The organism is Kribbella turkmenica, assembly GCF_004348725.1.
In the GTDB taxonomy this organism is placed as follows: domain Bacteria; phylum Actinomycetota; class Actinomycetes; order Propionibacteriales; family Kribbellaceae; genus Kribbella; species Kribbella turkmenica.
Genome location: NZ_SMKR01000027.1, coordinates 17,915 through 44,259, shown reverse-complemented (window position 1 = coordinate 44,259; position 26,345 = coordinate 17,915). Strand labels below are relative to the sequence as shown.

The window sequence follows — 26,345 nt, the reverse complement described above, 5'->3', positions numbered from 1 at the left end:
CCGGCTCCGTGAACCCTTCGTCTGTCGTTGACGGACGTACGGGCGTGTTCAGGTGCGCGCAATCCAGACCGAGGCGCACAGCGTTCCGGACCCGAACTCGGTTCGCAGCGCTGTCGCCGCCACCGAGGCCGGCAAGGACGTCGGCCAGCAATTCGATCCGCGGATGGCGTCGCGCAACTGGTCGTCGCTTCAGGTTCGGGCATCCCCCGATGTGTTCATGGAGACAAACGTAAAGAGGGGCACCGACAGAAATCGGTGCCCCTCTTGCGGTCGGGCTGCCGAGATTTGAACTCGGGATCTCTTGTCCCCCAGACAAGCGCCTTACCTGACTAGGCCACAGCCCGGAACTCGCCCCGGAGAGCGAGCCGGGGTAAACCTTACCGCATTCATAGGGGTGGTTCTGACCGGGTTGGGAGGTCGACGGTCAGGGACCAAATGGCGGCTCGTGCGGGGCGGTTGCGCCTGCGCTGAGCGATCCGGCAGCCCACCCGTGCGCGTCGCGCAGGGTCCGCTCGTCGACGAGCAGTGCCCGTCTGCTTCCCATGCGTGCGGGCTTGCCGGTCGGCGTCGTGCAGCTGGAAGGCACAGTGCCGACCGGCTCGACCTCGAAGGTTCTGATCACCGGCGAACCCTCGTCGGCAGCCCTTCGAAGGCAACCGAATCAGCGCTTGGACCTCTTCTGGCGGGCGCGGATCTGCACGTGGACCGGGCTGCCGACGAAGCCGAAGTCCTCGCGGAGCCGCCGTTCGATGAACCGCTGGTACGACGGCTCGATCTGCCCGGAGGTGAAGATCGCGAAGGTCGGCGGCATCGTGGTCGCCTGGGTGCCGAACAGGATCTTCGGTTGCTTGCCGGAGCGAACCGGGTGCGGGTGCGCGGCGACCAGCCGGCCGAGGAACGCGTTCAGCTGACCGGTCGGGACCCGGGTCTGCCAGCCGTCCAGCGCGGCCTCGATCGCAGGCACGAGCTTCTCCATGTGCCGGCCGGTGAGGGCGCTGATGTTCACCCGCGGCGCCCAGCGGAACTGGACCAGGTCGCGGTCGATCTCGCGCTCCAGGTAGTAGCGCCGGTCCTCGTCGACCAGGTCCCACTTGTTGTACGCGATCACCAGCGCCTTGCCGGCCTCCTCGACCGCGTTCATGATCCGCAGGTCCTGCTCCGACATCACCTCGGACGCGTCGATGACCACGACGACGACCTCGGCCCGTTCGATCGCCGCGTTGGTCCGCAGGGAGGCGTAGTACTCGTGGCCCTGGGCGTTCTTGACCTTGCGCCGGATGCCGGCGGTGTCGATGAACCGCCACTCCTTGCCGCCGAGGGTGATCAGCTCGTCCACCGGGTCGACCGTCGTCCCCGCGACGTCGCTGACGACGACCCGGTCCTCCTTGGCGACCTTGTTCAGCAACGAGGACTTGCCCACGTTCGGCTTGCCGACGATCGCCACCCGGCGCGGTCCGCCGGCCTCGCCGTCGCGCTCCGGCGGCGCCTCCGGCAGCGCGGCCAGGACGGCGTCCAGCATGTCGCCGGTGCCGCGGCCGTGCATCGCCGACACCGGGAACGGCTCGCCGATGCCAAGGCTCCACAGGTTCATCGCCTCGGACTCGATCCGCTGGTCGTCGACCTTGTTGGCGGCCAGGACGACCGGCTTGCCGGACTTGCGCAGTACCCGGACCACTGCCTCGTCGGCGTCCGTGATCCCGACCGTCGCGTCCACCACGAACAGCACCGCGTCGGCGGCGTTGATGGCGATCTCGGCCTGGGCCGCGACCAGCGCGGCCATGCCGACCGCGTCCGGGTCCCACCCGCCGGTGTCGACCACGGTGAAGCCGCGGCCGGCCCAGTTCGCGTCGTACGAGACCCGGTCCCGGGTGACGCCCGGGGTGTCCTCGACGACGGCCTCGCGGCGGCCGATGATGCGGTTCACCAGCGTGGACTTGCCCACGTTCGGCCGCCCGACGATCGCGAGCACGGGCAGCGGCCCGGTGTCTTCGCGCTCGTGCGTGGGCTCGGCGAAGTCGTAGCCGGTGGGCAGGTCACTCATCAGGATCCTTCTTGTCTGGCGCACCCGGGAGCGGGTGGCCGGTCGCTTCGACGGCCGCCCTGACATGGGCTCGCAGCACGTCGCCGATCTGGTCGGCAACCGCTCGTACGTCGGAGTGCCTCCTCGGAAAGGGTACGCGGTCGATGGTGAACGGCGTGCCGTAGACCACGTCCACGCGGCTCCCGGCCGGTGGGAACCGCTCCACGTCACCGTGCGGCAGGCGGGTCCCGAGCAGCGCCACCGGCAGGATCGGCGCGCCGGTCACCATCGCCAGGTACGCCACTCCGGTCCGGATCCGGCGGAAGTCGCCCGGGCCGCGGGTCCCCTCCGGATAGATGTTGAGCACCCGACCGTCCCGCAGGACGTGGATCGCCTTGCGGATCGCGAGCGTGTCGTACGTCGACCGGTCCACCGGGATCTGGCCGAACCGGTGCAGGACGCGACCCTGGAGTCCGCCGAACGCCTCGATCTTCCCGAGCTGATGCAGCATCCGCGGCGCGATCGCCCCGAGCAGCGGGCCGTCCAGCAGACCGAGATGATTCGAGGCCATCAGCACCGGACCGGTGCGCGGGAACAAATCCTCGGTGTGCACGATCACGTCGTAGCGGCGCCGGAAATACGCCTTCGCGACCCGGCGCAGCGGCAGCGCGAGCCGGTACGGGAGCCGGGGCAGGTCGTCGGTGCGGGGCAACTCCAAGTGCCCCGTCACTTGGGCCGTCATGACTCCCGGTCGCCGGGGCCACGAGGGGCGGCCTCGGCCTCCTTCGCGAGCCGGCTGATCACGTCGACGACCTCCTCCAGGGACAGATGTGTCGAGTCGACGGTGACGGCACCGTCGGAGGCCACCAGGAACTGCGAGACCGTCGCGTCGTCGGCGTCCCGGCGGACGATCTGGTCGCGCAACTGGTCGGCCGTGACCGCGCCGGCGGTCAGCTCGGCGCCGCGCCGCGCCATCCGGGCGTCCTGGTCGGCGGTCAGGTGGACCTTCAGCTCGGCGTCGGTCGCGACCACGGTGGCGATGTCGCGGCCCTCGACCACGATGCCGCCGGTCGGCTGGGCGGCGTCGATGATCGCGCGCTGCCGCCGGATCAGCTCCTTGCGGACGTCCAGGTTGGTGGCGATCTTGCTGACGGTCTCGCTGATCCGGGGCTCCCGGATCGCGGTCGTCACGTCGACGTCGTCGGCGATCACGTACTGTTTCGAGGGGTTGGTGCTGATCTCCAGCCGCAGCTCCCGGGCGCGCTGCGCCACCGCCGCCGTGTCGTCCAGATCGAGGCCGTGCTCCAGGGCCGACCAGGTCACCGCGCGGTACGTCGCACCGGTGTCGAGGTACCGAAGTCCGAGCCGGGTGGCGACGCCCCGGGCCGTGCTCGACTTGCCGGACCCGCTCGGGCCGTCCACAGCGATGATCATGGCCCAGAGGTTACCTCTGGCAGGGGACAACCCCGGCGCCTACCGGTGGACCACCCAGCCACGCTCGGTCAGGACCTCGACCAACTGGTCGACCGAGCCGGGCTTCACGGCCAGCTCGACCTCACCGACCGGCCGGGCCGGGCTGTGGTCGATCCGCAGGTCCTCGACGTTGGCGCCGGACGCGGCCGCGTCCGCGAACAGCCGGGCCAGCTGCCCCGGCCGGTCGGGAATGGTGACCAGCACGGTGACCAGGTCGATGTGCGGGGCGCCGTGCTTGCCGGGCACCCGGACCGCACCGGAAACGCCCTGACCGAGGATCGTGGTCAGCTCCTCGGCGGCCTCTTCCTTGCCTAGAGCAACAAGAACGCGGTCGAGCTCGCCGCGGATCTGCTCCAGCAGGCCGGCGAGCGCGGCCGAGTTCGCCGAGACGATCTGGGTCCACAGCTTCGGGTCGCCGGCCGCGATCCGGGTCACGTCCCGGACGCCCTGGCCGGACAGCTGCAGGTGTGAGTTCGGCGCGTCCACCAGCGTGCCGGCGGCCAGCGCCGACATCAGGTGCGGCAGGTGCGAGACCCGGGCGACCGCGAGGTCGTGGTCCTCGACCGAGAGCTCGACCGTGCGCGCGCCGGACGCCTCCGCGAGCCGCCGGACCAGCTCGACCGCCTCCGGCGCGCTGGTCTCGTGCGGGGTGATCGCCCAGGTCGCGCCGTCGAACAGGTCGGCGCGGGCCGCGAGCGGCCCGTTCCGCTCGGACCCGGCCATCGGGTGACTGCCGACGTACCGGCTGAGGTCGCCGGTCAGCCGGGCCGCGTCGGCGAGCGGCTTCGACTTCACGCTCGCGGCGTCGGTGACGATCGCGCCGGTCTGCGCGAGCTGCTCGGCGACCACCTCGCCGACGTGGTCCGGCGGTACGGCCACCACGACGAGCTGCGGCTCGATCTGGACCAGCCGGGAGCCGGCCCCGATCCGCTCGGCCATCAGCGCGTTGTCCGGATCGGCGTCGACCAGTTCCACCACCACACCAAGCCGGGCCAGCGCCAGGCCGATCGACGTACCGATGAGCCCGGCGCCGACGATCCGGACCGGCCCGCGCAACTCGGTCACTGGGCGCCCGTCAGGTCGGGACGGAGGGCAACCGCCCCGTGCAGGTAGACGTGCTGGATCTTCTCCCGCGACCGCGGCGACTCCGCGTGCACCATCATCCGGACCACCCGCGGCAGCGCGTGCGGCACGTCGATCTCCTGCATGCACATCAGCGGTACGTCGGTCAGCCCGATCTGCCGGCCGGCGACGGCGGGAAACTCCGAGTGCAGGTCCGGCGTGACGGTGAACAGGATGCTGATCAGGTCCTCGCGGTCCAGATCGTTCGCTTCCAGGACCGCCTTCACCAGCTCGGCGGACCGCTCGAGCAGGTGCTCGCGCTCGTCCACCTCCAGCTGGGTGGCACCCCGGATCGCCCGTACCGCCACGTGCCTGCCTCCTTAGGTCGTCTACCTCAACCCTAGGGCAGAGTGGCCAGAGAGTGGACAGCCGTCTCGGATTGTGCCTCGGCCGCGGCGACGGTCTGCTCCAGCAGCAGCGCGATCGTCATCGGGCCGACCCCGCCCGGGACCGGCGTGATCGAGCTCGCCACGGCCGCCGCCTCGTCGAAGTGGACGTCGCCGACGTTGCCGTCGTTGTACCCGGCGTCGACCACCACCGCGCCCGGCTTCAGCCAGTCGCCGCGGACGAAGTTCGGCATGCCGACCGCGGCGACCACGATGTCCGCGGTGCGGACGATCTCGGGCAGGTTCCTGGTCCGCGAATGCGTGTAGGTGACCGTCGCGTTCGATGCCAGCAGCAACATCCCGGCCGGTTTGCCGAGGATCGGGCTGCGGCCGATGACGACCGCGTGCGCGCCTTCGATCGGGACGTCGTACGCCTCGAGCAGCCGCAGGATGCCGCCCGGAGTGCAGGACCGGAACCCGGGTTCACCGAACGCCATCGCGGCGAACGCGTGCATGGTCACGCCGTCGACGTCCTTGGCCGGGTCGATCGCCTCGAACGCGGCCCGCTCGTCGATCTGCGCCGGCACGGGGTGCTGCAGCAGGATCCCGTGGACCGCGGGGTCGTTCGAGAGCTTCCGCAGCTCGGCGACGAGTTCCCCGGTCGTCGTCTCCGCGGGCAGGACGATGCTCCGGGACGCGATCCCGGCCTTCCTGGACCGATTCTGCTTCATCCGCACGTACGTCGCGGACGCGGGGTCGTCGCCCACCAGCACGGTCGCCAGGCAGGGCTGGACGCCGGTCTCGTCCTGCAGCACCCGGGCCCGGTCAGCCGCCTTCGCCACCAGTTCGGCGGCGAGATCGGTCCCGATCATCAACTTGGTCATGCGACGCGCTCCTTCAGGCATCGGCAGAGGTGCCCAGGCGCGCGGCGAGGCCGGATCTCCGGCAGACCGTTCCCCGGTGGTCCTCCACCTCAACGCCAGTCGCGGTCCGCGGACCAGCCTAGGCGATGAAGAAGGCGCGGCACTCGTCGAGGCCGCTGATCCGGATGTCTTCGGCCGGCCGCCAGTCCTCGCGGGTGAGCCGGAGGCGGTCCGAGACCACGGCGCGCCCGTGCAGCACGTCCCTCGAGATGCCGTCCGGCCGGTAGCCGAGCTTCCGGGAGACGCCCTGAGACCCGGCGTTGTCCTGGAAGGCCTCGGTCAGCGCGGCCTCCGCGCCCAGCCCGTCGAACGCCAGGTGCAGTAGCGCCCGGCGGGATTCAGTGCCGAACCCCTGGCTGTGGTGCGGCAGCCCCAGCCAGGACCAGGTCTTCACCTCCCGGAGGATGGCGAAGTCCCTGCCCCGCAGTGCGACGATGCCGATCGGCACCCCGTCCCGGAACACTCCCAGCGGCAGTTCCCAGTCCTGCGGGGTCCACGAGGCCATCGAGCCCCAGTGCGACTGCAGGACGCGCCGCGCGCGTTCCTCCGGCGTCCCGTTGGTCCACGCCTGGAGGAACGGCTGCTCCCCCGGCTCGTGGACGCCGCTCGCGGCCACGTCCGCGAGCGCCGCGAGCTCTTCCTCGTCCGGCAGCCGCAGGATCAGCCGGTCGGTGGTCAGTTGGAGACGGCGCAGTGGCCAGTGGTCGCTCAGCACCGGCCCATCGTGAAGCCCTGCCCGCCTCCCGGCAACCTATTTGGCGACCGAGTGAGGGATCACCTCGTGAACCTGCGGAGGTACGTCGCCTGCCGACCAGCTGACCCGGATCGCCTCGACGTCGGCCTCGGGGACGGTGACCGCCGTGTACGCGCCGTTCACCGTGCCGGCCCGCTGCCAGCCGGCCGCCGTCTTCACCTCGAGGACGCCGGTCGCGGCCGCGTCCTGCGCCTGCAGCACAGTGACCCGATCCAGCGTGCGCGGGCTCGACAGGGTGACGACGAGCGCGTCGCCCTCGCCGGCAGCTGTGGCCGCGCGGTAGGCCGTCGACACGTCGTGGTCGACGGCATCCGCCAATGCCGAGCCCTCGGCCGGCGCCGGCGTACCCGTTGCCGTGAGCACCAACTCGGACCCGTCCGTCACCTCGACCGAGAACTCCCGGACCACCAGCCAGAACGACGGATTGTCGGCCAGCGCGCGATAGCGCACGTACCGGGCGGTCGCGTCGGCGGTGAACCGCACCTCGGCGGTTGTCGCCCGGGTGAGCTCGGTCCAGCTGGAGCCGTCGGTCGAGTACTCGAGGACACCGGAGTGGATGAAGTCCTGCGGACTGCCCGACTTGCCCATCAGGACGGCGATGTCGCCGATCGCCCGCGGCGCGCCGAGGTCGACCCGGATCTCGTCACCGGCCACCGGTGCCCCGTTGCTCCAGAAGAAGGTCGACTCGTCGCCGTCGATCATCCGGGCGGGAACGTTGTCGGCGTACGTGCCCTGTGAGCTGGTCGCCGTCCGTCCGGGCTCGAGGCCCATCCACTGGTCGTGGACCCGGCCGGCCTCGGTGAGGAACGCGTCCGCGACGCCCTCGCCGATCCGTGGGTAGGTGTTCGAGTGCGGCAGCCGGACGTCGCGGATCGCCTTCGCCTGGGTGACCAGTTCGTCGATCCGTCGCCGGCTCTTCCACGCTTCCGGCCCGTTGCCCTCGGCCACTTCGCCGAGCAGGCGCAGCGAGCGCTGCAGCGCCTCACCCCAGAGCACGGTCGCGTCGAGCCATGCCTTCGCCTCGTCGGCGAACGCGGGGTCCTGCACGCCTCGCCGGAGCTGTCCGGGCGTCTTCTCGATCGCGTCGAAGTACGGGCGGATCCGCTCGATCGCGCTGTCCTCGTGACCGGCGCGCCAGGTTCTCCAGAACTCCCCGGTCTTCGCCGCGAGCACCGGGGCGCTCTCCGGGTGCAGGGTCGAGTCGTAGGTGTTCAGGTCGGCGAACACTTCCAGCGCCGCGATCGTCGTGCGGTCTCCCCCGGCGCGCTCCGCGATCGCGTGGTTCCAGGAGGCCTGCTCGTCGTACGTCGCCGGGTTCCAGCCGAGCTCGGCGAACGAGTAGAGCGCGAGCTTGCTGACCGCCGCCTGGTTCATCGGGTTGGAGATCACACCGGCGACGTGCTCGGCGATCCCTGGCTCGCGGCCGCTGTAGTCGGCCAGCAGGATGCGGCCGGCCGCGTAGTCGTTGACCGGGTAGTTGTCCCAGATCAGGATGTCGTGCCCGAACACCGCCTTCGCCCGGGCCGCTTGTGCGGTCGTGATTGTCCGCGGGACGACGCCGATCCCGGTCCAGTGCACGACCACCGCGCTGTCGAGCTGCTCCCGCAACGCCTGTTTGTACGGCGTCTCGGTGACGTTGTAGTACTCGGTCGGGACCATCTGCAGCGGTGCCACGTCCGGCTTCGACGCGACCCAGTCACGCTGGATCCGGTTCAGCAACTCGCTCTGCGCCTGACCGGCCGCACCGCCGCCGGTGCCGTACTTCTCCCGGTCCTCCGGGCAGTGCCAGGTGTTGTAGTCGATGTCGTCCAGCGGCACGTTGAACGCCCGGGCACCGAGCGCGTAGAGCGACTCGAACTTGGCGACCAGCGCCTGGTAGTGGCTGTCGGAGGTGTAGCAGATCGACAGGCCCGGCGAGAGCGCGAAGGTGAAGTCGACCTTGTTCCGCTGCCCGCGCTCGATCAGCTCACCGAGCTCGGCCAGCTTGTCGGCCGGGTACGGGTCGCGCCACTGCTCGCGGTGGTACGGATCGTCCTTGGGCGCGTACTCGTACGTGTTCATCCGGTGCGCGCCGAGGTAGTCGATGTGGTCGAGCCGGTCGGCGTGCGACCACGGCGTGCCGTAGAAGCCCTCGATCGAGCCGCGGTACCGCATCGTCGGCCAGTCCCGGATCTCGACGCCGTCCACCCGGTTGCCGTCGACGAGCTGCGCGAACGTCCGGGCCGCGTAGTACGTGCCGTCGGTGTCCACGCCGTCGAGCACGATCTGCCGTCGGCCGATCGCGACGACGTACCCCTCGTCGGGCAGGCCGGCTGCCGGCTCCACCTCCAGCTCGCGCAGCGCCTGCTCACTGCCACCGAGCCAGATGGTCACGTCTCCAGGCCGGTCACGAACGGTCCGTACGCCGGCCCGCGCAAGGGTCTCGCGGACGACGCGCTCGGCGTCCGGGTCAGTGGTCGGGCCGTGGACCAGGCCGACGGTCCGGCCGAGCGGGAACCCGTCCCGGCGGGTGACGGTTTGCTGAGGTTCCGGCGACACCGCGGCCTCTCTCGAACTGGCGGCCGAAGCGGCCGGTACGGACAAGATCTGGGCGGCGATCAGCAGGATCACCGGGAGGTCGACGCGGCGCATGAGCAACTCCTCGGGCGGAAGGGCGTGCTACTTCCATCCACTCAGTGCGCAAACCTGCTCGTCAAGTACACGAGGTGACCAGTTCCAGTCAGTTCGGTATCGCGGCCTCGCGGTCAGATCAGCCCGGCGTGGTCGAGCGCGACGTACGCGGCGTCGATCCCGGTCATCGCGCCCGGCGTCCGCAGCTCGGCCCGGAGCTGGTCCACGGTGAGCTCGACCGGGACGCAGTCCTCGAACTCGTCCAGCGCCTGCTGCCCGTCCGGACGGCAGCCGCGCGCGATCCCGACGTACTTGCGGTAGACCGAGGACGCGGCCGACCAGTTCCAGCCGACGAGCTCGAACGACTCACAGGTGTAGCCGGTCTCCTCCTCCAGCTCGCGGGCACCGGCCACGGCCGGGTCCTCGCCCGGCTCGACCAGCCCACCCGGCAGGTTCGTGACCACGCGGTCGGGCCCCGGGCGGAAGATCCGGATCGTGACGATCCGGCCCTCCGGGGTCAGTGGCAGCACAGTGATCCCGGACGTGATCCCGGAGACCGTCTTCGGCCCGAAGACGTCCCAGTCGACCTCCCGCCCGTCCGGCAGCCGGTAGCGGCGCTGGTTGACCGTCAGATACCCATCGAACCCCAGCCGCTCGTCCAGCAGCTCCCAGTCCCCCGGGTCTGCGCCCCCGGACACCTGGTCCTCCTCTACGCCCGCGCGCCCGGCCGCAGCGCGGCCGGGCGCACGCTTCGCCGATTGGTCGGTCACAGCGGGCGGTCGTCGTCCGGGTCTTCCGGCGGGGCCACCGGTACGTCGTCCGCCGGGGACGCCTCCGGGCTGTCGTCGGCCGCCGTGGGGGTCGCATCGGCCTCCACCGGCGCCTCGGCCGCGGACTCCGACGGGGTCGTGTCCGGACGGGACTCGGACAGGATGCGCGCGAGCGTCTCCTCCGAAATGCGCTTGAACTTGCGCACCTGCGTCCGGGTCCGGTCCAGCACCGCGACCTCGATCTGGTCCGGGGTCAGCTCCCGCACATCGCTGCTGCCGTCGTGCCCGAGCGCGTCCACCGCCAGCCGGAGCGCACCGGCCAGCGAGATGCCCTCCTGGTAGTGCTCGCCGACGTAGTCCGCGACCTGCTCGGCCGGCCCGCCCATGACGGCGTACCCGCGCACATCAGCGATCGAGCCGTCGTAGGTGAGCCGGTAGATCTGGTCGTCGGCGGCGGTGGCACCGATCTCGGCGACCAGGATCTCCACCTCGAGCGGCTTCTCACCGCCGGAGGAGAAGATCGCGCCCAGCGTCTGCGCGTAGGCGTTGGCGAGCGCCCGGCCGGTCACGTCGCGCCGGTCGTAGGAGTACCCGCGCATGTCGGCCAGCCGGACGCCGGCGATCCGCAGGTTCTCGAACTCGTTGTACCGGCCGACGGCGGCGAACGCCATCCGGTCGTAGATCTCGGCCACCTTGTGCAGCGCCGGCGACCGGTTCTCCGCGACGAACAGGATGCCGTCGGCGTACTGCAGGGCGATCGCGCTGCGGCCCTTGGCGATGCCCTTGCGGGCGAAGTCGGCCCGGTCCCGCATCAGCTGTTCGGGCGAGACGTAGAACGGAACGCTCATCGAAGGTGTCGTCCTCTATCAGTCGATGGGTCAGGTCAGGGTCGCCGAGGCCGGCCCGTCCGGGCGGTTGTGCCGCTCGGCCCACGCGCGGTCGACGATGTCGGCCACGTCGTCCTCGGGGAGCCGCTGATAGCCGTCCGCGGTGACCACGCCGACCACCGGGAAGATCCGCCGCAGCATGTCCGGCCCGCCGGTCGCCGAGTCGTCGTCGGCGGCGTCGATCAGCGACTGGATCGCCACCGTCGCGCAGTCGGCCGCGGACAGGTCCTCGCGGTAGAGCTTCTTCAGCGCGCCCCGGGCGAACAGCGAACCCGAGCCGACACTGTGGAAGTGGGTTTCCTCGTACCGCCCGCCGGTCGGGTCGTAGGAGAAGATCCGGCCGCCCTTGATGTCCTCGTCGTAGCCCGCGAACAGCGGGACCACGGCCAGGCCCTGCATCGCCATCGCCAGGTTGCCCCGGATCAGCGCGCTCAGCCGGTTGGCCTTGCCGTCCAGGCTGAGCGTGGTGCCCTCGAGCTTCTCGTAGTGCTCCAGTTCCACCTGGAACAGCCGCACCATCTCGAGCCCGAACCCGGCCGAGCCCGCGAACGCGACCGCGGAGTACTCGTCGGCCGGGAACACCTTCTCGATGTCACGCTGGGCGATGATGTTGCCCATCGTGGCCCGCCGGTCGCCGGCCATCACCACGCCACCGGGGAAGGTCGCGGCGACGATCGTCGTACCGTGCGGGACGTCGTTGGAGTAGTCGGCCGACCCCAGGCTGCGCCGTCCCGGCAACAGGTCGGGCGCGTGCCCGGCCAGGAAGTCCATGAACGACGAGCCACCTGGAGTCAGGAAGGCTTCCGGCAACCGGCCGGAGGCATCGAATGTCATCGAGCGGTTCACTCCCCACCCTTTTGCACGAATCCGCGGACGAACTCCTCGGCGTTCTCCTCGAGCACCTCGTCGATCTCGTCCAAAATCGAGTCGACGTCCTCGTCGAGCCGCTCCTTGCGCTCCTGGACGTCCTCCGACGCCTCGACCTGCTCGACCTCTTCCTCGGTCGAGGAACGCTTCGGCTGCTTGTGCTGCTGCCCGCCGTCCTTCGCCATGGCACACACCTCCTAGAACCGCTGGGAGGGCCGCCCAACCGACCCTCAATAGCGACCCTACCCGGCGGCGCCCCCAGTAATGGTGCGAACCAGGTCACTCGCGGTGTCGCACTGGTCCAAAAGGGCTCCGACATGGGCCTTCGTGCCCCGCAACGGGTCCAGCGTCGGGATCCGCTGCAGCGACTCCTTGCCCGGCAGGTCGAAGATCACCGAGTCCCAGGACGCGGCCGCGACCTGCGGCGCGTACTGCTGCATGCAGCGGCCCCGGAAGTAGGCCCGGGTGTCGGTCGGCGGGTGCGAGACCGCCATCCGGATCTCCTCGTCGGTGACCAGACGCTGCATCCGGCCGGCCTTCACCAACTTGTAGTAAAGACCCTTGTCCGGGCGCAGGTCGGCGTACTGCAGGTCGACCAGGTGCAGCTTCGAGTCGTCCCACTCCAGGCCGTCGCGGTCTCGGTACGACTGCAGCAGTTTCAGCTTCGCCACCCAGTCCAGCTGGTCAGCGAGCTTCATCGGGTCCGTGGCCAGCTGGTCGAGCACCTGCTCCCAGCGGTGCAGCACGTCCTTGGTCTGCCGGTCCGCGTCGTCGCCGTACTTGTCCTCGACGTACTTGCGGGCCTGTTCCAGGTACTCCGTCTGGAGCTGGACCGCCGTCAGCTTGCGGCCGTCCTTGAGCGTCATCAGGTGGGTGCAGGCCGGGTCGTGGCTGACCTCGTGGAGCGCGGTGACCGGACGGTCCACGCTCAGGTCGTCGGTCAGCCAGCCGTCCTCGATCATCGACAGCACCAGGCTCGTCGTGCCGACCTTCAGGTACGTCGAGATCTCGGACAGGTTCGCGTCGCCGATGATCACGTGCAGCCGGCGGTAGCGGTCCGGATTCGCGTGCGGCTCGTCCCGGGTGTTGATGATCGGCCGCTTCAACGTCGTCTCCAGGCCGACCTCGACCTCGAAGTAGTCGGCCCGCTGGCTGATCTGGAAGCCGTGCGCGGTGCCGTCCTGGCCGATCCCGACCCGGCCGGCCCCGGTGACCACCTGCCGGCTGACGAAGAACGGCGTCAGGTGCCGCACGATCGACGCGAACGGGGTCGAGCGGCGCATCAGATAGTTCTCGTGCGAACCGTACGACGCGCCCTTGTTGTCGGTGTTGTTCTTGTAGAGGTTCAGCGGCGGAGCACCGGGGATCTGCCGGGCCTGCCGGGCGCCCTCCATGATCACCAGCTCACCGGCCTTGTCCCAGACGACCACGTCCCGCGGGTTCGTCGTCTCGGGCGCCGAGTACTCCGGGTGGGCGTGGTCGACGTACAGGCGGGCGCCGTTGGTGAGGATCACGTTCGCCAGACCGGTCTCCTCGTCGGTGAGCTGGCTGGAGTCGGCCACCTCCCGGCTGAGGTCGAACCCGCGCGCGTCCCGGAGCGGGTGCTCCTCGTCGAAGTCCCACCGCGTCTTGCGCGCGAGCGGCTGCGTCTGCGCGTACCCGTTCACCACCTGGCTCGAGGTCAGCATCGGGTTGGCCCCGGGCTGGCCCGGAACCGAGATGCCGAACTCGGTCTCGGTTCCCATGATCCGCCGAACACTCATGCGAACGAGCCTACGCGGTACCGCCACCGAACGCCGTTGCCGTGTCCACAGGGTTACGTGTGAAACTTCCCGGGTGGACGAAATCGTAGCGATCCTGGACGAAGACAACCATGTCACCGGCTCGGCACCGCGCTCGGTGATGCGCCGGGACAACCTGCGGCACGCGGCGACCGGCGTCCTCGTCCGGAATCCGGCCGGTGACATCTACGTGCACCGCCGGACCGAGACCAAGGACGTCTTCCCGGCGTGTTACGACTTCTCGGCAGGCGGTGTCATAGCCGCCGGCGAGGACCCTGACGACGCCGTCGTCCGGGAACTGGCCGAGGAGCTCGGCATCAGCGGGACGGACCTGGTCAAGCTGCCGGAGGGCGATTACGCCGACGAGTCCACGAACTACCACGCGTACCTGTACACGTGCGTCTGGGACGGCCCGGTGACCCACCAGCCCGAGGAGGTCTCCTGGGGCGCGTGGATGTCCCCGGAGGAGCTCGTACGGCGCCTGGACGAGTGGCCGTTCGTCCCGGACACGACGGCGCTGCTGGGCCCGTACGTCCGGAGCCTCGTGGACGCGCCCTCAGGCCCCGCCTAGCCGGCGCTGCGCCGGTTGGTCCGCCAGGCGAAGTTGATGCCCACCAGGCCGGCCCAGCTGATCAGCATGCCGGGCAGCCCGGTCATGTCGGCGGCGATGGCGGTGATCGGGATCGCGCAGGTCACCGAGACGATCGCCAGCGCCAGCCCGCCGGGATCGGACCCTTCCCGCCGCTTCAGGCCGGCCGCCTCCAGCATCTGGTCCTCCCGCCGGTGCTGGAGGTCCCGGCCGTGGCGCTGGGCGTCGCGGGCGTCGAGCTTGTCCAGGAAGCTCTCGATGATCTCGTTCTCGTACTCCGCACCCAGTTCCTGCCGCGCCTCCACCGCCGCGCGCAGGTCCTTGCGCACCTCGTCCGTCGCCATACGAGAACGGTAACCTGCAGCGGCCGGTCCGTGATCAGGGGAAACCCCGGCCGCACCCCTTTCACGGTCCGAAGACGCGAACCGCCCCCGGACACGTGGTCCGGGGGCGGTCGGCGTACGGCGGGTTACAGGTACTGACCCGTGTTCGTCGCGGTGTCGATGGAGCGGCCGGGCTCGGTGCCCTGCTTGCCGGAGATGAGCGTCCGGATGTAGACGATCCGCTCGCCCTTCTTGCCCGAGATCCGGGCCCAGTCGTCCGGGTTGGTCGTGTTCGGGAGGTCCTCGTTCTCCTTGAACTCGTCCACGCACGCCTGCAGCAGGTGCTGCACCCGCAGGCCCTTCTGGTTCTCGTCCAGGTAGGCCTTGATCGCCATCTTCTTCGCCCGGTCGACGATGTTCTGGATCATCGCACCCGAGTTGAAGTCCTTGAAGTACAGGACTTCCTTGTCGCCGTTGGCGTAGGTGACCTCGAGGAACCGGTTCTCGTCGGCCTCGGTGTACATCCGCTCGACGGTGCGCTGGATCATCCCGTTGACGCACTCGCCCCGGTCGCCGCCGAACTCGTTCAGGTCGTCGGTGTGCAACGGCAGGCTGGTGGTCAGGTACTTCGAGAAGATGTCCCGGGCCGCCTCGGCGTCCGGGCGCTCGATCTTGATCTTCACGTCCAGCCGGCCGGGCCGCAGGATGGCCGGGTCGATCATGTCCTCACGGTTCGAGGCACCGATGACCAGGACGTTCTCCAGGCCCTCGACGCCGTCGATCTCGCTCAGCAGCTGCGGGACGATGGTGTTCTCGACGTCGGAGGAGACACCGGAGCCGCGGGTGCGGAACAGCGAGTCCATCTCGTCGAAGAACACGATCACCGGCATGCCCTCGGACGCCTTCTCGCGGGCCCGCTGGAAGACCAGCCGGATGTGCCGCTCGGTCTCGCCGACATATTTGTTCAGCAGCTCCGGACCCTTGATGTTGAGGAAGAACGACTTCTGCCCCTCCACCCCGGTCTTCTCGGCCACCTTCTTGGCCAGCGAGTTCGCCACCGCCTTCGCGATCAGCGTCTTGCCACAGCCCGGCGGACCGTACAGCAGGACGCCCTTCGGCGGCTTCAGCTCGTGCTCGAGGAACAGGTCCTTGTGCAGGTACGGCAGCTCGACCGCGTCCCGGATCTGCTCGATCTGGCCGGTCAGGCCGCCGATCTGGGTGTAGTCGATGTCCGGGACCTCCTCGAGGATCAGCTCCTCGACCTCGGACTTCGGAATCTTCTCGTAGACGTACCCGGACCGGGCCTCCAGCAGCAGCGAGTCACCGGCCCGCAGGGGGATGTCGAGCAGCGGCGACGCGAGCCGCACCACCCGCTCCTCGTCCGCCTGTGCGATCACCAGCGCCCGCTCGCCGTCGGCCAGCAGCTCCTTCAGCATCACCACGTCGCCGACGACCTCGAAGTCACAGGCCTCGACCACGTTGAGTGCTTCGTTCAGCATCAGTTCCTGGCCGAGCTTCAGCGCGTCCAGGTCGACCGAAGGACTCGCCGCGACCCGCAGCTTGCGCCCACCGGTGAACACGTCCAACGTGTCGTCGTCATTGCGTCCGAGGAAGGTGCCGAAACCGGACGGCGGTTGCGCCAGCCGGTCGACCTCCTCCTTCAGGGCGATGATCTTCTCTCGCGCCTCCCGCAGCGTCTCGGCCAGCCGCTCGTTCTGAGCGGTGACACTCGCCAGCGAGGCCTGGGTTTCGGACAGCCTGCTCTCGAGCGACCGGCTGTCAGCCGGGTGCTCCAGCAACCGACGCCGCAACGCTGCGACCTCGGCTTCCAGGTAACGGACCTGGTTACGCAGCTCTGCCGCGGTAGGACTCTCGTCTCCAGCCACGATCATCACCTCACCATGTGGGGCTCGACCCTATGGACCTTACCCAGAAAACCTCACCGGGCAAGCTGAATCCCATCACGTGTCGGTTGCGGATCAGTCCGTTGCTCCCGGCATGTCTCCGGATGATTCCGCGGGTCCCTCGGCACGACGCGGTCCGGAGTAGTCGTCGCCGTACGCACCGGGGGCCGGACGGCGCTTCTTCCGGGGTGCCTGGACGCCGTGCGCCATCCTCCGCGAGGTCACCAGGAACGCCGTGTGACCCTGCATCCGGTGCCCCGGCCGGACGGCCAGACCCTCGACGTGCCAGTCGCGCACCAGCGACTCCCAGGCCCGGGGCTCGGTGAACTCGCCGTGAGCCCTCAGCGTCTCCACGACCCGGCTCAGCTGGGTCGTGGTGGCGACGTACGCACAGAACACCCCGCCGGGTGACAACGCCTCGGCGACGGCGTCGACGCACTCCCACGGCGCGAGCATGTCCAGGACGACGCGGTCCACGTCCCGCTCGTTCAGCTTCTCGACCAGGTCGCCGACCTCGAGCCGCCACGCCGGGTGCTCGCCGCCGAAGAAGCCGGTCACGTTCTTCCGCGCGACCTCGGCGAAGTCCTCGCGGCGCTCGAACGAGATCACCTGCCCGTGGATGCCGACCGCGCGCAGCAGCGCGGTGGTCAGCGCGCCGGAGCCGGCCCCGGCCTCGACCACCTTCGCGCCCGGGAAGATATCGGCCATGGTCACGATCTGCGCGGTGTCCTTCGGGTAGATCACGGCCGCGCCGCGCGGCATCGAGACCGAATAGTCGGCCATCAGCGGCCGCAGCGCGAGGTACTCGACACCGCCCCTGGACCTGATCACCACCGCGTCCGGGCCGTCGATCAGGTCGTCGTGCGCGATCCCGCCCTTGGTGGTGTGGAAGATCTTCCCGCGCTCCAGGAACACCGAGTGCCGGCGGCCCTTGGAGTCCTGAAGGGTGATCCACTCCCCCGCCTGCAACGGGCCGTGGTGGACCCCGGAATACGCCTGGTCGGGGAAGTCACGCAAGTCAGCCATAAGGCGCTCACCTTAACTTTCCGTCACCTGTACGGCGTAACCCAGGTGGCTCCAGGCTGCTCAGCGGCCCCGGAAGGTCCGCTCGATGTCAGCGGTCGCCAGCACGCCGTAGACGGACCCGCCGGCGTCGAGCACCAGGTACTCCGACGCGGGGTGCTCGCGGAGCGTCTTGAGGATCTCCTCACCGGTGTCGTTGACCCCGATGATGTGGCCCGGCCCGATCCGGGTCGCGACCTCGCTGACGTTGGTCCAGGGGCGCTGGTTCTGCGCCACCGCGGCGACCGCGGACTCCGAGACCAGCGCGTGCGGTTTGCCCTCGCCGTCGATCACCACGACCGCCCCGGCCTGCGCGTCGCTCGCCAGCCGGACCGCCTCCGAGATCGGCGTGCCGGCGTGGACGGCGATCGCGCGCCGGGCCATCGTGCGGACCTGCAGCTGCGGCAACCTGCGCTTGAGCCGGGCCTGCATCAACGACGCGGTCGACCCCATCCAGAGGAAGAACCCGACCGCGAGCGCGATCAGGAAGTCGATCATGGACGGCTGCCGTCCCCAGATCTCCTCCAGCAGGACCGGGGCCGCGAGCACCGTGATCGCGAGCAGCCGGCCGGCCCAGGCGGCCACGATGGTGCCGGTGTGCATGTTGCCGGTGACCTTCCACACCGCCGCGCGCAGCACCCAGCCGCCGTCCAGCGGGAGGCCGGGCAGCAGGTTGGTCACGCCGACGATGAGGTTGGCGACCCCGAGCTCCCAGAGGGCGACGTACGCGACGCCCTCGTCGAAGGCGCGTGAACCGAGGTACGCCGTGCCGCCGATCACCAGCGAGGCGATCGGGCCGACCACCGAGACGGCGAATTCCTCGAATGGTGACTTCCGCTCGCCCTCGATGTGCGTCCCGGCCGCGAAGAAACCGAGGTTGATCTCGGACACCCCGATGCCGAACCGCATCGCCATCAGCGCGTGCGCCAGTTCGTGCACCAGGATCGACACCGTGAACGCGACCACGAACGCGAAGGCGGCCAGGTAGCGCCAGCTGCCCAGGCCGGGGAACTGCTGCCCGATGATCGCGGCGAACCCGATCGCCAGCAGCATCGCCACCGGCAGCCAGGTGAACCGCATCGTGAGCCGGATCCCGCGGACACGACCGAGAACCCAGGTACCGGGCGGCGGTGGGCCGGCCGACTGGGCGGGGCTCTGAGGATCACGCGGTTCTGGCATCGCCCCAACGCTACTTGCCCGATGGTAGCTCCGTGCTACCTACCCGGGTCACACGCCGACGGCGAGCGTCGCGAGGTACCCGCTGCCGACGTCGCCGGTCACCGTGGCGAGCTGGTGAACCCCGTCGTCCTCGCCGAACACGTTGTCGTCCTCGAGCGACGTCCGCTCCAGGTTCCGCGCGCTGCCGTCGTATCCGTCGGTGGCGTAGACGGTGTCGCAGACGTCCTTCGGGAACGCGAGCTGCGAGGTCGCGCTGATCTTCCCGGCGGCGGTGGCCTCGGACAGGCTCGAGTACACCTCGAAGTGGATGTGCGGCCAACGGCCCGGGTAGGCGGCCGGGAAGATCGAGGTGAAGGTGACCTTGCCGTTCGCGTCCGCCGCCTGGACGCCGCGCAGGTAGTTCTCCTCGGTGGCGCCGTCGGAGTAGAGCGAGTAGCGGCCCTGCGCGTCGCAGTGCCACAGGTACACGGCCGCACCCGGGAGCACTGTGTCCTTGGCGGCGTCCAGGACGGTCAGCTCGACGGTCAGGGGTACGCCGGTGGCGACGCCGGACGCGGATCCGAAAGACCTGGTGATGTCCTTGCGGACGATGCCGGACTCGGTCAGCACGTTCGGGCCGTTGGAGCCGTCGCCGGGGTACGGGCCGGCCGTCTCCTCCGGGATCTCGTCGACGGTGGTGCCGGTCGTCGTACTGGCCGAGGGGGTGCCGGTCGAGGGAGTGCCGGTGGTCGTGGTGGCGGACGGTGTCGTGGAGGTCTGGCCGGTGGTGGCCGAATCGGTCGGCTGATCGGGCGAGCAGCCGGCGACCGCGACGAGGCCGGCGCCGGCGAACAGGCCGAGGAGGCGCCGGCGCTGCAGCGTCCGCAGGTCGTGGTCGAGGCCCAGGTCGTGTTCGCGGGGTGGTTTGGGTGGTGGCGTCATGGCAACAGCGTGGCAAGCGAGACCGATGGTTCGCCGAAAGCCTGCTGGGAACTCGCTGGGAGGTTTTCCACAGGACCGGGGTGTGGGGCCGCGAAGTGTCGGCGGACTCGCTTAGGGTTCTGGCATGAGCCTCGCAGTCGCGGCAGATCCGCATGCGCATCCGGGAGGGGCACTGTCGCCGTCCCGGGCCGCGGATTTCATGAGCTGCCCGCTCAAGTACCGCTTCCGCGTGATCGACCGGCTGCCGGAGAAGCCGTCGGCCGCCGCCGTCCGCGGCACCGTCGTTCATGGCGTGCTGGAGCGGCTGTTCGACCTGCCGCGGGGCAAGCGGACACTCGCGCACGCGGCCGAGATGCTGGAGCCGCAGTGGCAGCAGGTGCTGGCTGCCGAGCCCGAAGTGGCCCAGCTGTTCGCCGAGGACGCGAGTGGTGAGGAGCTGGCCGCCTGGCTGGCCGAGGCGCACCAGTTGCTCGGCAAGTACTTCACCTTGGAGGACCCGAACGCCCTGGAGCCGGCCGAGCGGGAGTTGTACGTCGAGACCGAGCTCGAGTCGGGTCTGGTGCTGCGCGGGTACGTCGACCGCCTCGACGTCGCGCCGACCGGCGAGATCCGCGTGGTCGACTACAAGACCGGTCGCTCGCCCTCGGAGTTCTTCGAGGCGAAGGCGTTGTTCCAGATGAAGTTCTACGCGCTCGTGCTGTGGCGGCTGCGCGGCGTCGTACCGGCGATGCTCCAACTGGTGTACCTCGGCAACGGCGAGATCGTCCGTTACGTCCCGGACGAGGCCGATCTGCGCGCTTGTGAACGCAAGGTGTCCGCGCTGTGGATGGCGATCACGCGGGCGCTCGAGTCAGGTGACTGGCGTCCCAGCCCGGGTCCGCTGTGCGAGTGGTGCGACCACAAGGCTCTGTGCCCGGCGTGGGGTGGCACGCCTCCGCCGCTGCCGAGCCGCTCAGTGGAGGAGGTCGCCGCCGAGTCCGCCGGGGTGGATCTCGTCAGCGTCGACGGCTGACCCACGCGCGTCGGCGCGGGAGTTCGTCTTGCGGAGGGCCGCTGTGGTGGGCTTGTACAGGATGTGGTGGGCTGACATCGGTTATTTCCTGTGCGCTCCCTCCATAAGTTGTGTCAGGCACCACTGAGGGGCTGGATGGCGGCTGGTTGGCGGCTGGTTGGCGGCTGGTTGGCGGCGGTCCGCGGCCGGGTGGGGGGCGCGAAGGAACCTCGGGTGGATAGCGTTCGTCGCATGAGCGTGGCGGTTCGGGGTTCGGGGTTGTGGAAGCGGTACGGCAGCGGTCAGACGCAGGTGGATGCGCTCGCCGACGTGACGGCCGAGTTCGGGCAGGGGCGGTTCACCGCGATCATGGGGCCGTCGGGGTCCGGGAAGTCGACGCTGCTGCACTGTCTGGCCGGGCTGGACAAGCCGACCGCGGGGCAGGTGTTCGTCGGGGACCTCGACATCACCCGGCTGCCGGAGAAGCAGCTGACGCATCTGCGTCGCGACCGGATCGGGTTCGTGTTCCAGGCGTTCAATCTGGTTCCGACGCTGACCGCGCTGGAGAACATCACACTGCCGCTCGACCTGGCCGGCCGGAAGTTCGATCAGGAGTGGCTCGACACCGTCATCGACACCATCGGCCTGAAGGACCGCCTCGGTCACAAGCCGTCGGAGCTCTCCGGCGGACAGCAGCAGCGGGTCGCCTGCGCCCGCGCGCTCGCGGCCCGGCCGGATGTGGTGTTCGCCGACGAGCCCACCGGCAACCTGGACTCGCGGTCGTCCGCCGACGTCCTCGCCTTCCTGCACCGTTCCGTCCGGGACTTCGGCCAGACCGTCGTCATGGTCACGCACGACCCGACCGCCGCGTCGTACGCCGATCGCGTGCTGTTCCTCGCCGACGGTGAGCTGCGGTCGGAGTTGCTCGACCCGACGGCCGAGAGCGTGCTCGACACGATGAAGCAGCTCGACGCGACCGCCGCTGCGGCCGGCTGATGGTGCGGCTCGGTCTCCGGTCGGTCCTTGCGCACCGGTCGCGGTTCGTCCTCTGCACGGTCGCGGTGCTGCTCGGGACCGCCTTCGTCGGCGGCGCGATGGTGTTCACCGACACGCTGTCGGCCGCGCTGAAGAAGAACTTCTCCGGCAGTACCGCGGACATCACCGTCACCCCGGTCGACCCGGTCGGGGTCCGCACCGGCCGGCCGGCGACCTTGACGTCCGACACGGTCCAGCGCATCGCCGCCGTACCGGGTGTGGCCGGAGCCAACCCGGAGTTGCTGGTCCGCGACGTCCAGATCCTCGGCGCCGACGGGAAGCCGACCGAGACGTACGGCCTGCCGACGTACGGCGGCGCGTGGCCGCGGGACGCCGCGACGGCGCCGTTCCGGGTGCTCGACGGGAGGCCGCCGTGGGGCGGGTCCCAGCTCGCCCTCGACCAGTCGACCGCATCCCGTGAGGGGTACGTAGTCGGCGACCAGGTCCGCGTGGTCACCGGAACGGAGGCCGTCACCGCCGAGCTGACCGCGATCACCAGCCCGCCCTTGTCCGGGCCCGCGGCCGGTGCGCCGCTGGTCACCTTCGACCCGGCGACCGCCCAGTTGCTGCTCCTGGGCGAACCGGGCTGGACCTCGGTCGGCGTGGCCGTCACCGCCGGATCGGACCCGGCCACCGTCAGCCAGGCGATCACCAAGTCGCTCGGTGACAACGTGCAGGTGCGCACCGCGGATCAGGTCGCGGCCGCCGGCGAGAACGCGCTCGACGACGCGTTCGGCGGCTACAGCGCGGTTCTGGTCCTGTTCGCCGGGCTCGCGCTGTTCGTCGGCGCGTTCCTGATCGTCAACACGTTCGCGATGCTGGTCGTGCAGCGGTCCCGCGAGCTCGCCATGCTCAGGGCGATCGGCGCCTCCCGCGGGCAGGTCACCGCCTCGGTCCTCGTCGAGGGCCTGGTGATCGGCGCGATCGGCTCGACGCTCGGTCTGCTCCTCGGCATCGGCGTGGCCGCGGGCATCCGGTTCGGCTATCGCCGGCTCGACCTGTCGATCCCCGACGTTGCGCTGCAGGTTCATCCGGGGACGGTCGTCGCGTGTTATCTCGTCGGCATCGTCGTCACGGTCGCGGCGGCGTACCCGGCGGCCCGCCGTGCCGGGAGGTTCCCGCCGATGGCCGCGCTCCGCGACGAGGTCGCGCTGCCCGAACGGTCGTTGCTTTTCCGGCTGGCCATCGGTGGGTTCATGCTGCTCATGGCGGTCGTGCTCTACCTGATCGGTGTGCGGGCCCGCGGTCTGACCGGTGCCGTCCTGCTCGCGTTCGCCGCCGCGATCACGCTGCTCGGCGTCGTGATGACCAGTCCGCTCGTCAGCCGGTACGCCGTTCGCGCCCTGATGTGGCCGTTCGGCCGCGAGGCGCCCGTCATCCTCGGTCGCCGCAACGCCGAGCGGAACCCACGCCGTACGTCGGCGACCGCGTCGGCGCTGATGATCGCGGTCGCCCTGATCAGTGGCCTGCTGGTGATCGCCGCCTCGGCCAAGGCGTCCATCGAGCGGGACATCACCGACGCGATCGGTACGTCGGAACTCGTCGTCAGCTCGGACGACCCGGCCACGTTCAGCCCGGCGGTCGCCGACCGGATCGGGAAGGTCGCCGGAGTCGAATCGGTCCACCGGGTCCGCCAGCAGCAGGGCAAGGCCGGCGATCGCACGGTCCAGGTCAGCGGAGTCAGCGACGGCACCCTCGACGGCCCGATCACCGCGAAGCTCGACGCCGGCTCCCTCGACGGACTCGGCGGCGGCCAGGCCCTTGTCCCCCGCACCCTGGCCAAGACGCTGGACCTGTCGACGGGTGAGACGTTCGACCTGACGACGAACACCGGCCGGCACGGGCTCACGGTGGCCGGCATCCTGGCCCCGAACCGCCAGCTCAACGCGATCGTCGTCTCGCTGCCGACGTACGCGTCGATCGGTGGCGCGACGACCGACTCGGTGCTGTACGTCGACGCCGCGCCCGGAGCCTCCCCGGCCGGGGCGATCCGCGCGGAGCTGAAGGACTATCCGACGATCCAGGTCCGGGACCAGCAGGCGTACGTCGCCAGTGCCCGGGGCCCGGTGAACGTCGCGCTGGGCGTGATCGGGATGCTGCTGGGACTGGCGATCCTGATCGCGATCCTCGGCATCGTGAACACGCTCGCACTCGGGGTGGTCGAACGCACCCGCGAGATCGGCCTGCTGCGCGCGATCGGGATGGACCGGCCGCAGTTGCGCCGGATGCTGCGGGTCGAGTCGATCGCGATCTGTCTGCTCGGCGCGCTGCTCGGGCTGGCGATCGGCGTCGTCTTCGCGGCGTCGGTACAGCGGGTCATGGTCGATGACGGGCTGAGTGTGCTGGACGTCCCGGTGCCGCAACTGCTGGTCGCCGTACTGCTGGCGGGGGCCGTGGGGGTGCTGGCCGCGCTCTGGCCGTCACGCCGGGCCGCGCGCCTCGATGTGTTGCGAGCGATCGCCACGGAGTAAGGCCTGCACCGAACTGGAGCAATGCGGACGAATCACCGATAACCTGCCGGTGTGCCGGGCACTGTGCAGTCCATCGAGCGGGCTGCCGCTGTGCTGCGACTGCTTGCGGCCGCACCCGACGGGCTCGGGGTCGCCGACCTCGGCAACGCGCTCGGGCTGGCGAAGACGACCGTGCACGGGATTCTCCGGACCCTGCACCAGGTCGGGTTCGTCGAGCAGGACCACAGCGGCGCGCACTACCACTTGAGCGACGCCTTCGGCCGGCTCGGCGAGACCTACCTGGATTCGAACGAGCTGCGCAGCCGCGCGATCAACTGGGCCGACTCGCTCGCCTCCCGCAGCGGCGAGGTCGTCCGCGTCGGCCGCCTGGTCGAGGGCAAACTGGTCGTCGTCCACCACGTCTTCCGGCCCGACGACAGCGATCAGGACCTCGACGTCGGTACGACGCTGCCGCCGCACGCCTGCGCGCTCGGGAAGGCCGTACTGGCGTTCGACACCAGCGGCGCCGCCCGCCCGGCGAAGCTCGAGGCCTACACCACCCGCACGATCGTCGACCCGGCCCGGCTGGCCGACGAGCTCGCCGCGGTCCGAACCAAGGGCTGGGCCGGTGAGTGCGAGGAGTACATCGTCGAGATGGCCAGTATCGCGGCGCCGATCCGGGGGCTCGGCGGACTCGTGGTCGGGGCGGTCGGGATGACCGGCCGGATCGAGCGCATCTGCGACAGCCGGCTGCGGCACCGTCCGGACCTGATCAGCATGGTCCGGGCCACCGCCGAGGCCATCGGCCGGGACCTGCGGGAGGACAGCTGATGCTTCGACGGGGGTGGCGGCATGGCTGAGCAGTACGTGGCGGCAGTCGACCAGGGGACGAACTCGTCCCGGTGCATTCTGTTCGACCGCCGCGGCCGGCTGGTCTCGGTCGCGCAGCGGGAGCACCGGCAGCTGTTCCCGCGGCCGGGCTGGGTCGAGCACGACGCGACCGAGATCTGGCGGAACGTGACCAGGGTGGTCCCGGCCGCCGTCCGGCAGATCGGCGCGGAGCCGTCCCAGATCGTTGCCATCGGCATCGCGAACCAGCGGGAGACCAGCCTGCTCTGGGACCGCTGGACCGGACAGCCGATCGGCCACGCGGTGGTCTGGCAGGACACCCGGACCGACCGCCTCGTCAGCGAGCTCGCCGGCGACCAGGGCCCGGACCGGTTCGCGGACCTGTGCGGTCTTCCGCTGACGACGTACTTCTCGGCGCCGAGGATCCGCTGGATGCTGGACCACACCACCGGGCTGCGGCAGCGGGCCGAGCGCGGTGAGGTGCTGTTCGGCACGATGGAGAGCTGGCTGATCTGGAACTTCACCGGCGGGGTGAACGGCGGCCTGCACGTCACCGACGTGACGAACGCCAGCCGGACGATGCTGATGAACATCGAGACCCTGCAGTGGGACGACACGCTGCTGGAGGCGTTCGACGTGCCGCGGGTGATCCTGCCGGAGATCCGGCCGTCGTCGGGAGTGTTCGGCCTGGCGACCGAGGTCCTGCCCGGGGTCCGGATCGGGGCCGCGCTCGGCGATCAGCAGGCCGCGCTGTTCGGTCAGACCTGCTTCAGTGCGGGCGAGGCGAAGTGCACGTACGGCACCGGCTCGTTCCTGCTGCTGCACACCGGGCAGGAGATCGTCCGGTCCAAGCACGGCATGCTGACCACCGTCGCCTACCAGATCGGCACCGAACCGGCATCGTACGCGCTCGAAGGCTCGATGGCGGTGACCGGGTCCCTGGTGCAGTGGTTCCGCGACGGGCTCGGGCTCATCCACACCGCGGCCGAGATCGAGACGCTCGCCCGGACCGTCGAGGACAACGGCGGGGCGTACATCGTGCCGGCCTTCTCCGGCCTGTTCGCGCCGCACTGGCGCAGCGAGGCACGCGGCGTGATCGCCGGACTCACCGGCTACATCACCAAGGGCCACCTGGCCCGGGCAGTGCTGGAAGCAACTGGTTTCCAGACGCTTGAGGTGGTCGACGCGATGAATGCCGACTCCGGTATCGCGCTGACCGCGCTGAAGGTCGACGGCGGCATGACGGCGAACAATCTGCTGATGCAGTTCCTCGCCGATCTGCTGGACGTCCGGGTGGTGCGGCCGATGGTGACCGAGACGGTCTCGCTCGGCGCGGCGTACGGCGCCGGGCTGGCCGTCGGCTACTGGCCCGACCTGGAAGGGCTCCGGAGCAACTGGCACCGGGCCGGCCAGTGGCTGCCGCACATGGACCCGGCCCGGCGGGCGACGGAGTACGAGAACTGGAAGGCCGCTGTCCAGCGCACCTTCAACTGGATCCGGCCGGAGTAG

Annotated in this window: 24 protein-coding genes, 1 tRNA gene and 1 riboswitch; of the genes, 6 read left to right on the top strand and 19 right to left on the bottom strand. The window is 70.1% G+C overall.

Going from position 1 to position 26,345, the window contains the following annotated elements; translation table 11 throughout:
- Positions 1-270: 270 nt before the first annotated feature.
- The 14 genes from E1218_RS08745 to dop form a co-directional block, all read right to left on the bottom strand.
- Positions 271-344: transfer RNA gene (locus E1218_RS08745), tRNA-Pro, on the bottom strand.
- Positions 345-661: 317 nt separating this feature from the next.
- Positions 662-2,041 carry a ribosome biogenesis GTPase Der gene (der, locus tag E1218_RS08740; protein ID WP_132318101.1) on the bottom strand — a complete coding sequence of 460 codons (1,380 nt, stop codon included), beginning with the start codon at positions 2,039-2,041 and terminating at the stop codon, positions 662-664.
- Entirely contained in the window at positions 2,034-2,762 is a 729-nt protein-coding gene (locus E1218_RS08735) for a lysophospholipid acyltransferase family protein (protein WP_132318099.1), read from the bottom strand. Before E1218_RS08735 ends, der begins: the two co-directional genes overlap by 8 nt.
- Positions 2,759-3,454, bottom strand: coding sequence for a (d)CMP kinase (cmk, locus tag E1218_RS08730; protein ID WP_132318097.1), 696 nt, complete (start codon positions 3,452-3,454; stop codon positions 2,759-2,761). The genes E1218_RS08735 and cmk overlap by 4 nt, the downstream gene beginning before the upstream one ends.
- A gap of 39 nt (positions 3,455-3,493) precedes the next feature.
- Complete coding sequence (locus E1218_RS08725) at positions 3,494-4,558, bottom strand: prephenate dehydrogenase (protein ID WP_132318095.1); 1,065 nt, start codon at positions 4,556-4,558, stop codon at positions 3,494-3,496.
- On the bottom strand, positions 4,555-4,923 hold the full coding sequence (gene aroH, locus E1218_RS08720) for a chorismate mutase (RefSeq protein ID WP_132318093.1): 369 nt from the start codon (positions 4,921-4,923) through the stop codon (positions 4,555-4,557). Before aroH ends, E1218_RS08725 begins: the two co-directional genes overlap by 4 nt.
- A 32-nt stretch (positions 4,924-4,955) precedes the next feature.
- Positions 4,956-5,825: a bifunctional 5,10-methylenetetrahydrofolate dehydrogenase/5,10-methenyltetrahydrofolate cyclohydrolase gene (locus E1218_RS08715; protein ID WP_132318091.1), complete on the bottom strand. Its 870-nt coding sequence runs from the start codon at positions 5,823-5,825 to the stop codon at positions 4,956-4,958.
- A gap of 24 nt (positions 5,826-5,849) precedes the next feature.
- Positions 5,850-5,938: riboswitch (ZMP/ZTP riboswitch) on the bottom strand.
- 5 nt (positions 5,939-5,943) lie between these two features.
- The gene (locus E1218_RS08710; RefSeq protein WP_132318089.1) at positions 5,944-6,579 is read right to left on the bottom strand and encodes a GNAT family N-acetyltransferase; all 636 of its coding nucleotides are present in this window, start codon (positions 6,577-6,579) and stop codon (positions 5,944-5,946) included.
- A 36-nt stretch (positions 6,580-6,615) separates the two neighbouring features.
- The gene (locus E1218_RS08705; RefSeq protein ID WP_132318087.1) at positions 6,616-9,249 is read right to left on the bottom strand and encodes a beta-N-acetylglucosaminidase domain-containing protein; all 2,634 of its coding nucleotides are present in this window, start codon (positions 9,247-9,249) and stop codon (positions 6,616-6,618) included.
- Between the two features lie 113 nt (positions 9,250-9,362).
- The gene (locus E1218_RS08700; protein ID WP_165949186.1) at positions 9,363-9,926 is read right to left on the bottom strand and encodes an NUDIX hydrolase; all 564 of its coding nucleotides are present in this window, start codon (positions 9,924-9,926) and stop codon (positions 9,363-9,365) included.
- Between the two features lie 68 nt (positions 9,927-9,994).
- The gene (gene prcA / locus E1218_RS08695) at positions 9,995-10,846 is read right to left on the bottom strand and encodes a proteasome subunit alpha (RefSeq protein WP_132318083.1); all 852 of its coding nucleotides are present in this window, start codon (positions 10,844-10,846) and stop codon (positions 9,995-9,997) included.
- A 30-nt stretch (positions 10,847-10,876) separates the two neighbouring features.
- Positions 10,877-11,719 (bottom strand): proteasome subunit beta, encoded by an 843-nt coding sequence (gene prcB / locus E1218_RS08690; RefSeq protein WP_132318081.1) that lies wholly within the window; start codon positions 11,717-11,719, stop codon positions 10,877-10,879.
- Between the two features lie 8 nt (positions 11,720-11,727).
- Positions 11,728-11,937 (bottom strand): ubiquitin-like protein Pup, encoded by a 210-nt coding sequence (locus tag E1218_RS08685; RefSeq protein WP_130448384.1) that lies wholly within the window; start codon positions 11,935-11,937, stop codon positions 11,728-11,730.
- Positions 11,938-11,994: 57 nt separating this feature from the next.
- Positions 11,995-13,515 carry a depupylase/deamidase Dop gene (gene dop, locus E1218_RS08680; RefSeq protein WP_132318079.1) on the bottom strand — a complete coding sequence of 507 codons (1,521 nt, stop codon included), beginning with the start codon at positions 13,513-13,515 and terminating at the stop codon, positions 11,995-11,997.
- A 73-nt stretch (positions 13,516-13,588) separates the two neighbouring features.
- Here dop and E1218_RS08675 point away from each other — a divergent pair, with 73 nt between their 5' ends.
- Positions 13,589-14,104: an NUDIX hydrolase gene (locus tag E1218_RS08675; RefSeq protein ID WP_132318077.1), complete on the top strand. Its 516-nt coding sequence runs from the start codon at positions 13,589-13,591 to the stop codon at positions 14,102-14,104.
- Here the strand turns inward: E1218_RS08675 and E1218_RS08670 are convergent.
- The 5 genes from E1218_RS08670 to E1218_RS08650 form a co-directional block, all read right to left on the bottom strand.
- Positions 14,101-14,466 carry a hypothetical protein gene (locus E1218_RS08670; RefSeq protein ID WP_132318075.1) on the bottom strand — a complete coding sequence of 122 codons (366 nt, stop codon included), beginning with the start codon at positions 14,464-14,466 and terminating at the stop codon, positions 14,101-14,103. The two genes, E1218_RS08675 and E1218_RS08670, sit on opposite strands and share 4 nt — an antisense overlap.
- A 125-nt stretch (positions 14,467-14,591) precedes the next feature.
- Positions 14,592-16,337 carry a proteasome ATPase gene (arc, locus tag E1218_RS08665; RefSeq protein ID WP_132318073.1) on the bottom strand — a complete coding sequence of 582 codons (1,746 nt, stop codon included), beginning with the start codon at positions 16,335-16,337 and terminating at the stop codon, positions 14,592-14,594.
- Between the two features lie 87 nt (positions 16,338-16,424).
- Positions 16,425-17,375 (bottom strand): tRNA (adenine-N1)-methyltransferase, encoded by a 951-nt coding sequence (locus E1218_RS08660; protein ID WP_132318071.1) that lies wholly within the window; start codon positions 17,373-17,375, stop codon positions 16,425-16,427.
- Between the two features lie 60 nt (positions 17,376-17,435).
- Positions 17,436-18,590, bottom strand: a complete 1,155-nt coding sequence (locus tag E1218_RS08655) for a site-2 protease family protein (protein ID WP_233712105.1) — start codon at positions 18,588-18,590, stop codon at positions 17,436-17,438.
- 48 nt (positions 18,591-18,638) lie between these two features.
- Positions 18,639-19,511: an intradiol ring-cleavage dioxygenase gene (locus tag E1218_RS08650; RefSeq protein WP_132318069.1), complete on the bottom strand. Its 873-nt coding sequence runs from the start codon at positions 19,509-19,511 to the stop codon at positions 18,639-18,641.
- Between the two features lie 124 nt (positions 19,512-19,635).
- Here E1218_RS08650 and E1218_RS08645 point away from each other — a divergent pair, with 124 nt between their 5' ends.
- The 5 genes from E1218_RS08645 to glpK all read left to right on the top strand — a co-directional run bounded on the left by E1218_RS08645 (position 19,636) and on the right by glpK (position 26,345).
- On the top strand, positions 19,636-20,523 hold the full coding sequence (locus E1218_RS08645; RefSeq protein ID WP_132318067.1) for a RecB family exonuclease: 888 nt from the start codon (positions 19,636-19,638) through the stop codon (positions 20,521-20,523).
- A 231-nt stretch (positions 20,524-20,754) separates the two neighbouring features.
- Entirely contained in the window at positions 20,755-21,498 is a 744-nt protein-coding gene (locus tag E1218_RS08640) for an ABC transporter ATP-binding protein (protein ID WP_132318065.1), read from the top strand.
- The gene (locus E1218_RS08635) at positions 21,498-24,008 is read left to right on the top strand and encodes an ABC transporter permease (protein ID WP_132318063.1); all 2,511 of its coding nucleotides are present in this window, start codon (positions 21,498-21,500) and stop codon (positions 24,006-24,008) included. The genes E1218_RS08640 and E1218_RS08635 overlap by 1 nt, the downstream gene beginning before the upstream one ends.
- 51 nt (positions 24,009-24,059) lie before the next feature.
- A complete protein-coding gene (locus E1218_RS08630; protein WP_132318061.1) occupies positions 24,060-24,818 on the top strand; it encodes an IclR family transcriptional regulator in 759 nt (252 codons plus the stop codon).
- Between the two features lie 21 nt (positions 24,819-24,839).
- On the top strand, positions 24,840-26,345 hold the full coding sequence (gene glpK, locus E1218_RS08625; protein WP_132318059.1) for a glycerol kinase GlpK: 1,506 nt from the start codon (positions 24,840-24,842) through the stop codon (positions 26,343-26,345).

What these genes read in the sequence shown, in the direction of transcription:
- E1218_RS08655 (WP_233712105.1), bottom strand. Translation starts at nt 18,590, where the DNA reads ATGCCAGAACCGCGTGATCCTCAGAGCCCCGCCCAGTCGGCCGGCCCA.
- E1218_RS08715 (WP_132318091.1), bottom strand. Translation starts at nt 5,825, where the DNA reads ATGACCAAGTTGATGATCGGGACCGATCTCGCCGCCGAACTGGTGGCG.
- prcB (WP_132318081.1), bottom strand. Translation starts at nt 11,719, where the DNA reads ATGACATTCGATGCCTCCGGCCGGTTGCCGGAAGCCTTCCTGACTCCA.
- E1218_RS08660 (WP_132318071.1), bottom strand. Translation starts at nt 17,375, where the DNA reads ATGGCTGACTTGCGTGACTTCCCCGACCAGGCGTATTCCGGGGTCCAC.
- cmk (WP_132318097.1), bottom strand. Translation starts at nt 3,454, where the DNA reads ATGATCATCGCTGTGGACGGCCCGAGCGGGTCCGGCAAGTCGAGCACG.
- E1218_RS08640 (WP_132318065.1), top strand. Translation starts at nt 20,755, where the DNA reads ATGAGCGTGGCGGTTCGGGGTTCGGGGTTGTGGAAGCGGTACGGCAGC.
- glpK (WP_132318059.1), top strand. Translation starts at nt 24,840, where the DNA reads ATGGCTGAGCAGTACGTGGCGGCAGTCGACCAGGGGACGAACTCGTCC.
- E1218_RS08705 (WP_132318087.1), bottom strand. Translation starts at nt 9,249, where the DNA reads ATGCGCCGCGTCGACCTCCCGGTGATCCTGCTGATCGCCGCCCAGATC.
- E1218_RS08685 (WP_130448384.1), bottom strand. Translation starts at nt 11,937, where the DNA reads ATGGCGAAGGACGGCGGGCAGCAGCACAAGCAGCCGAAGCGTTCCTCG.
- prcA (WP_132318083.1), bottom strand. Translation starts at nt 10,846, where the DNA reads ATGAGCGTTCCGTTCTACGTCTCGCCCGAACAGCTGATGCGGGACCGG.
- dop (WP_132318079.1), bottom strand. Translation starts at nt 13,515, where the DNA reads ATGAGTGTTCGGCGGATCATGGGAACCGAGACCGAGTTCGGCATCTCG.
- E1218_RS08635 (WP_132318063.1), top strand. Translation starts at nt 21,498, where the DNA reads ATGGTGCGGCTCGGTCTCCGGTCGGTCCTTGCGCACCGGTCGCGGTTC.
- E1218_RS08735 (WP_132318099.1), bottom strand. Translation starts at nt 2,762, where the DNA reads ATGACGGCCCAAGTGACGGGGCACTTGGAGTTGCCCCGCACCGACGAC.
- der (WP_132318101.1), bottom strand. Translation starts at nt 2,041, where the DNA reads ATGAGTGACCTGCCCACCGGCTACGACTTCGCCGAGCCCACGCACGAG.
- E1218_RS08670 (WP_132318075.1), bottom strand. Translation starts at nt 14,466, where the DNA reads ATGGCGACGGACGAGGTGCGCAAGGACCTGCGCGCGGCGGTGGAGGCG.
- arc (WP_132318073.1), bottom strand. Translation starts at nt 16,337, where the DNA reads ATGATCGTGGCTGGAGACGAGAGTCCTACCGCGGCAGAGCTGCGTAAC.
- E1218_RS08645 (WP_132318067.1), top strand. Translation starts at nt 19,636, where the DNA reads ATGAGCCTCGCAGTCGCGGCAGATCCGCATGCGCATCCGGGAGGGGCA.
- E1218_RS08650 (WP_132318069.1), bottom strand. Translation starts at nt 19,511, where the DNA reads ATGACGCCACCACCCAAACCACCCCGCGAACACGACCTGGGCCTCGAC.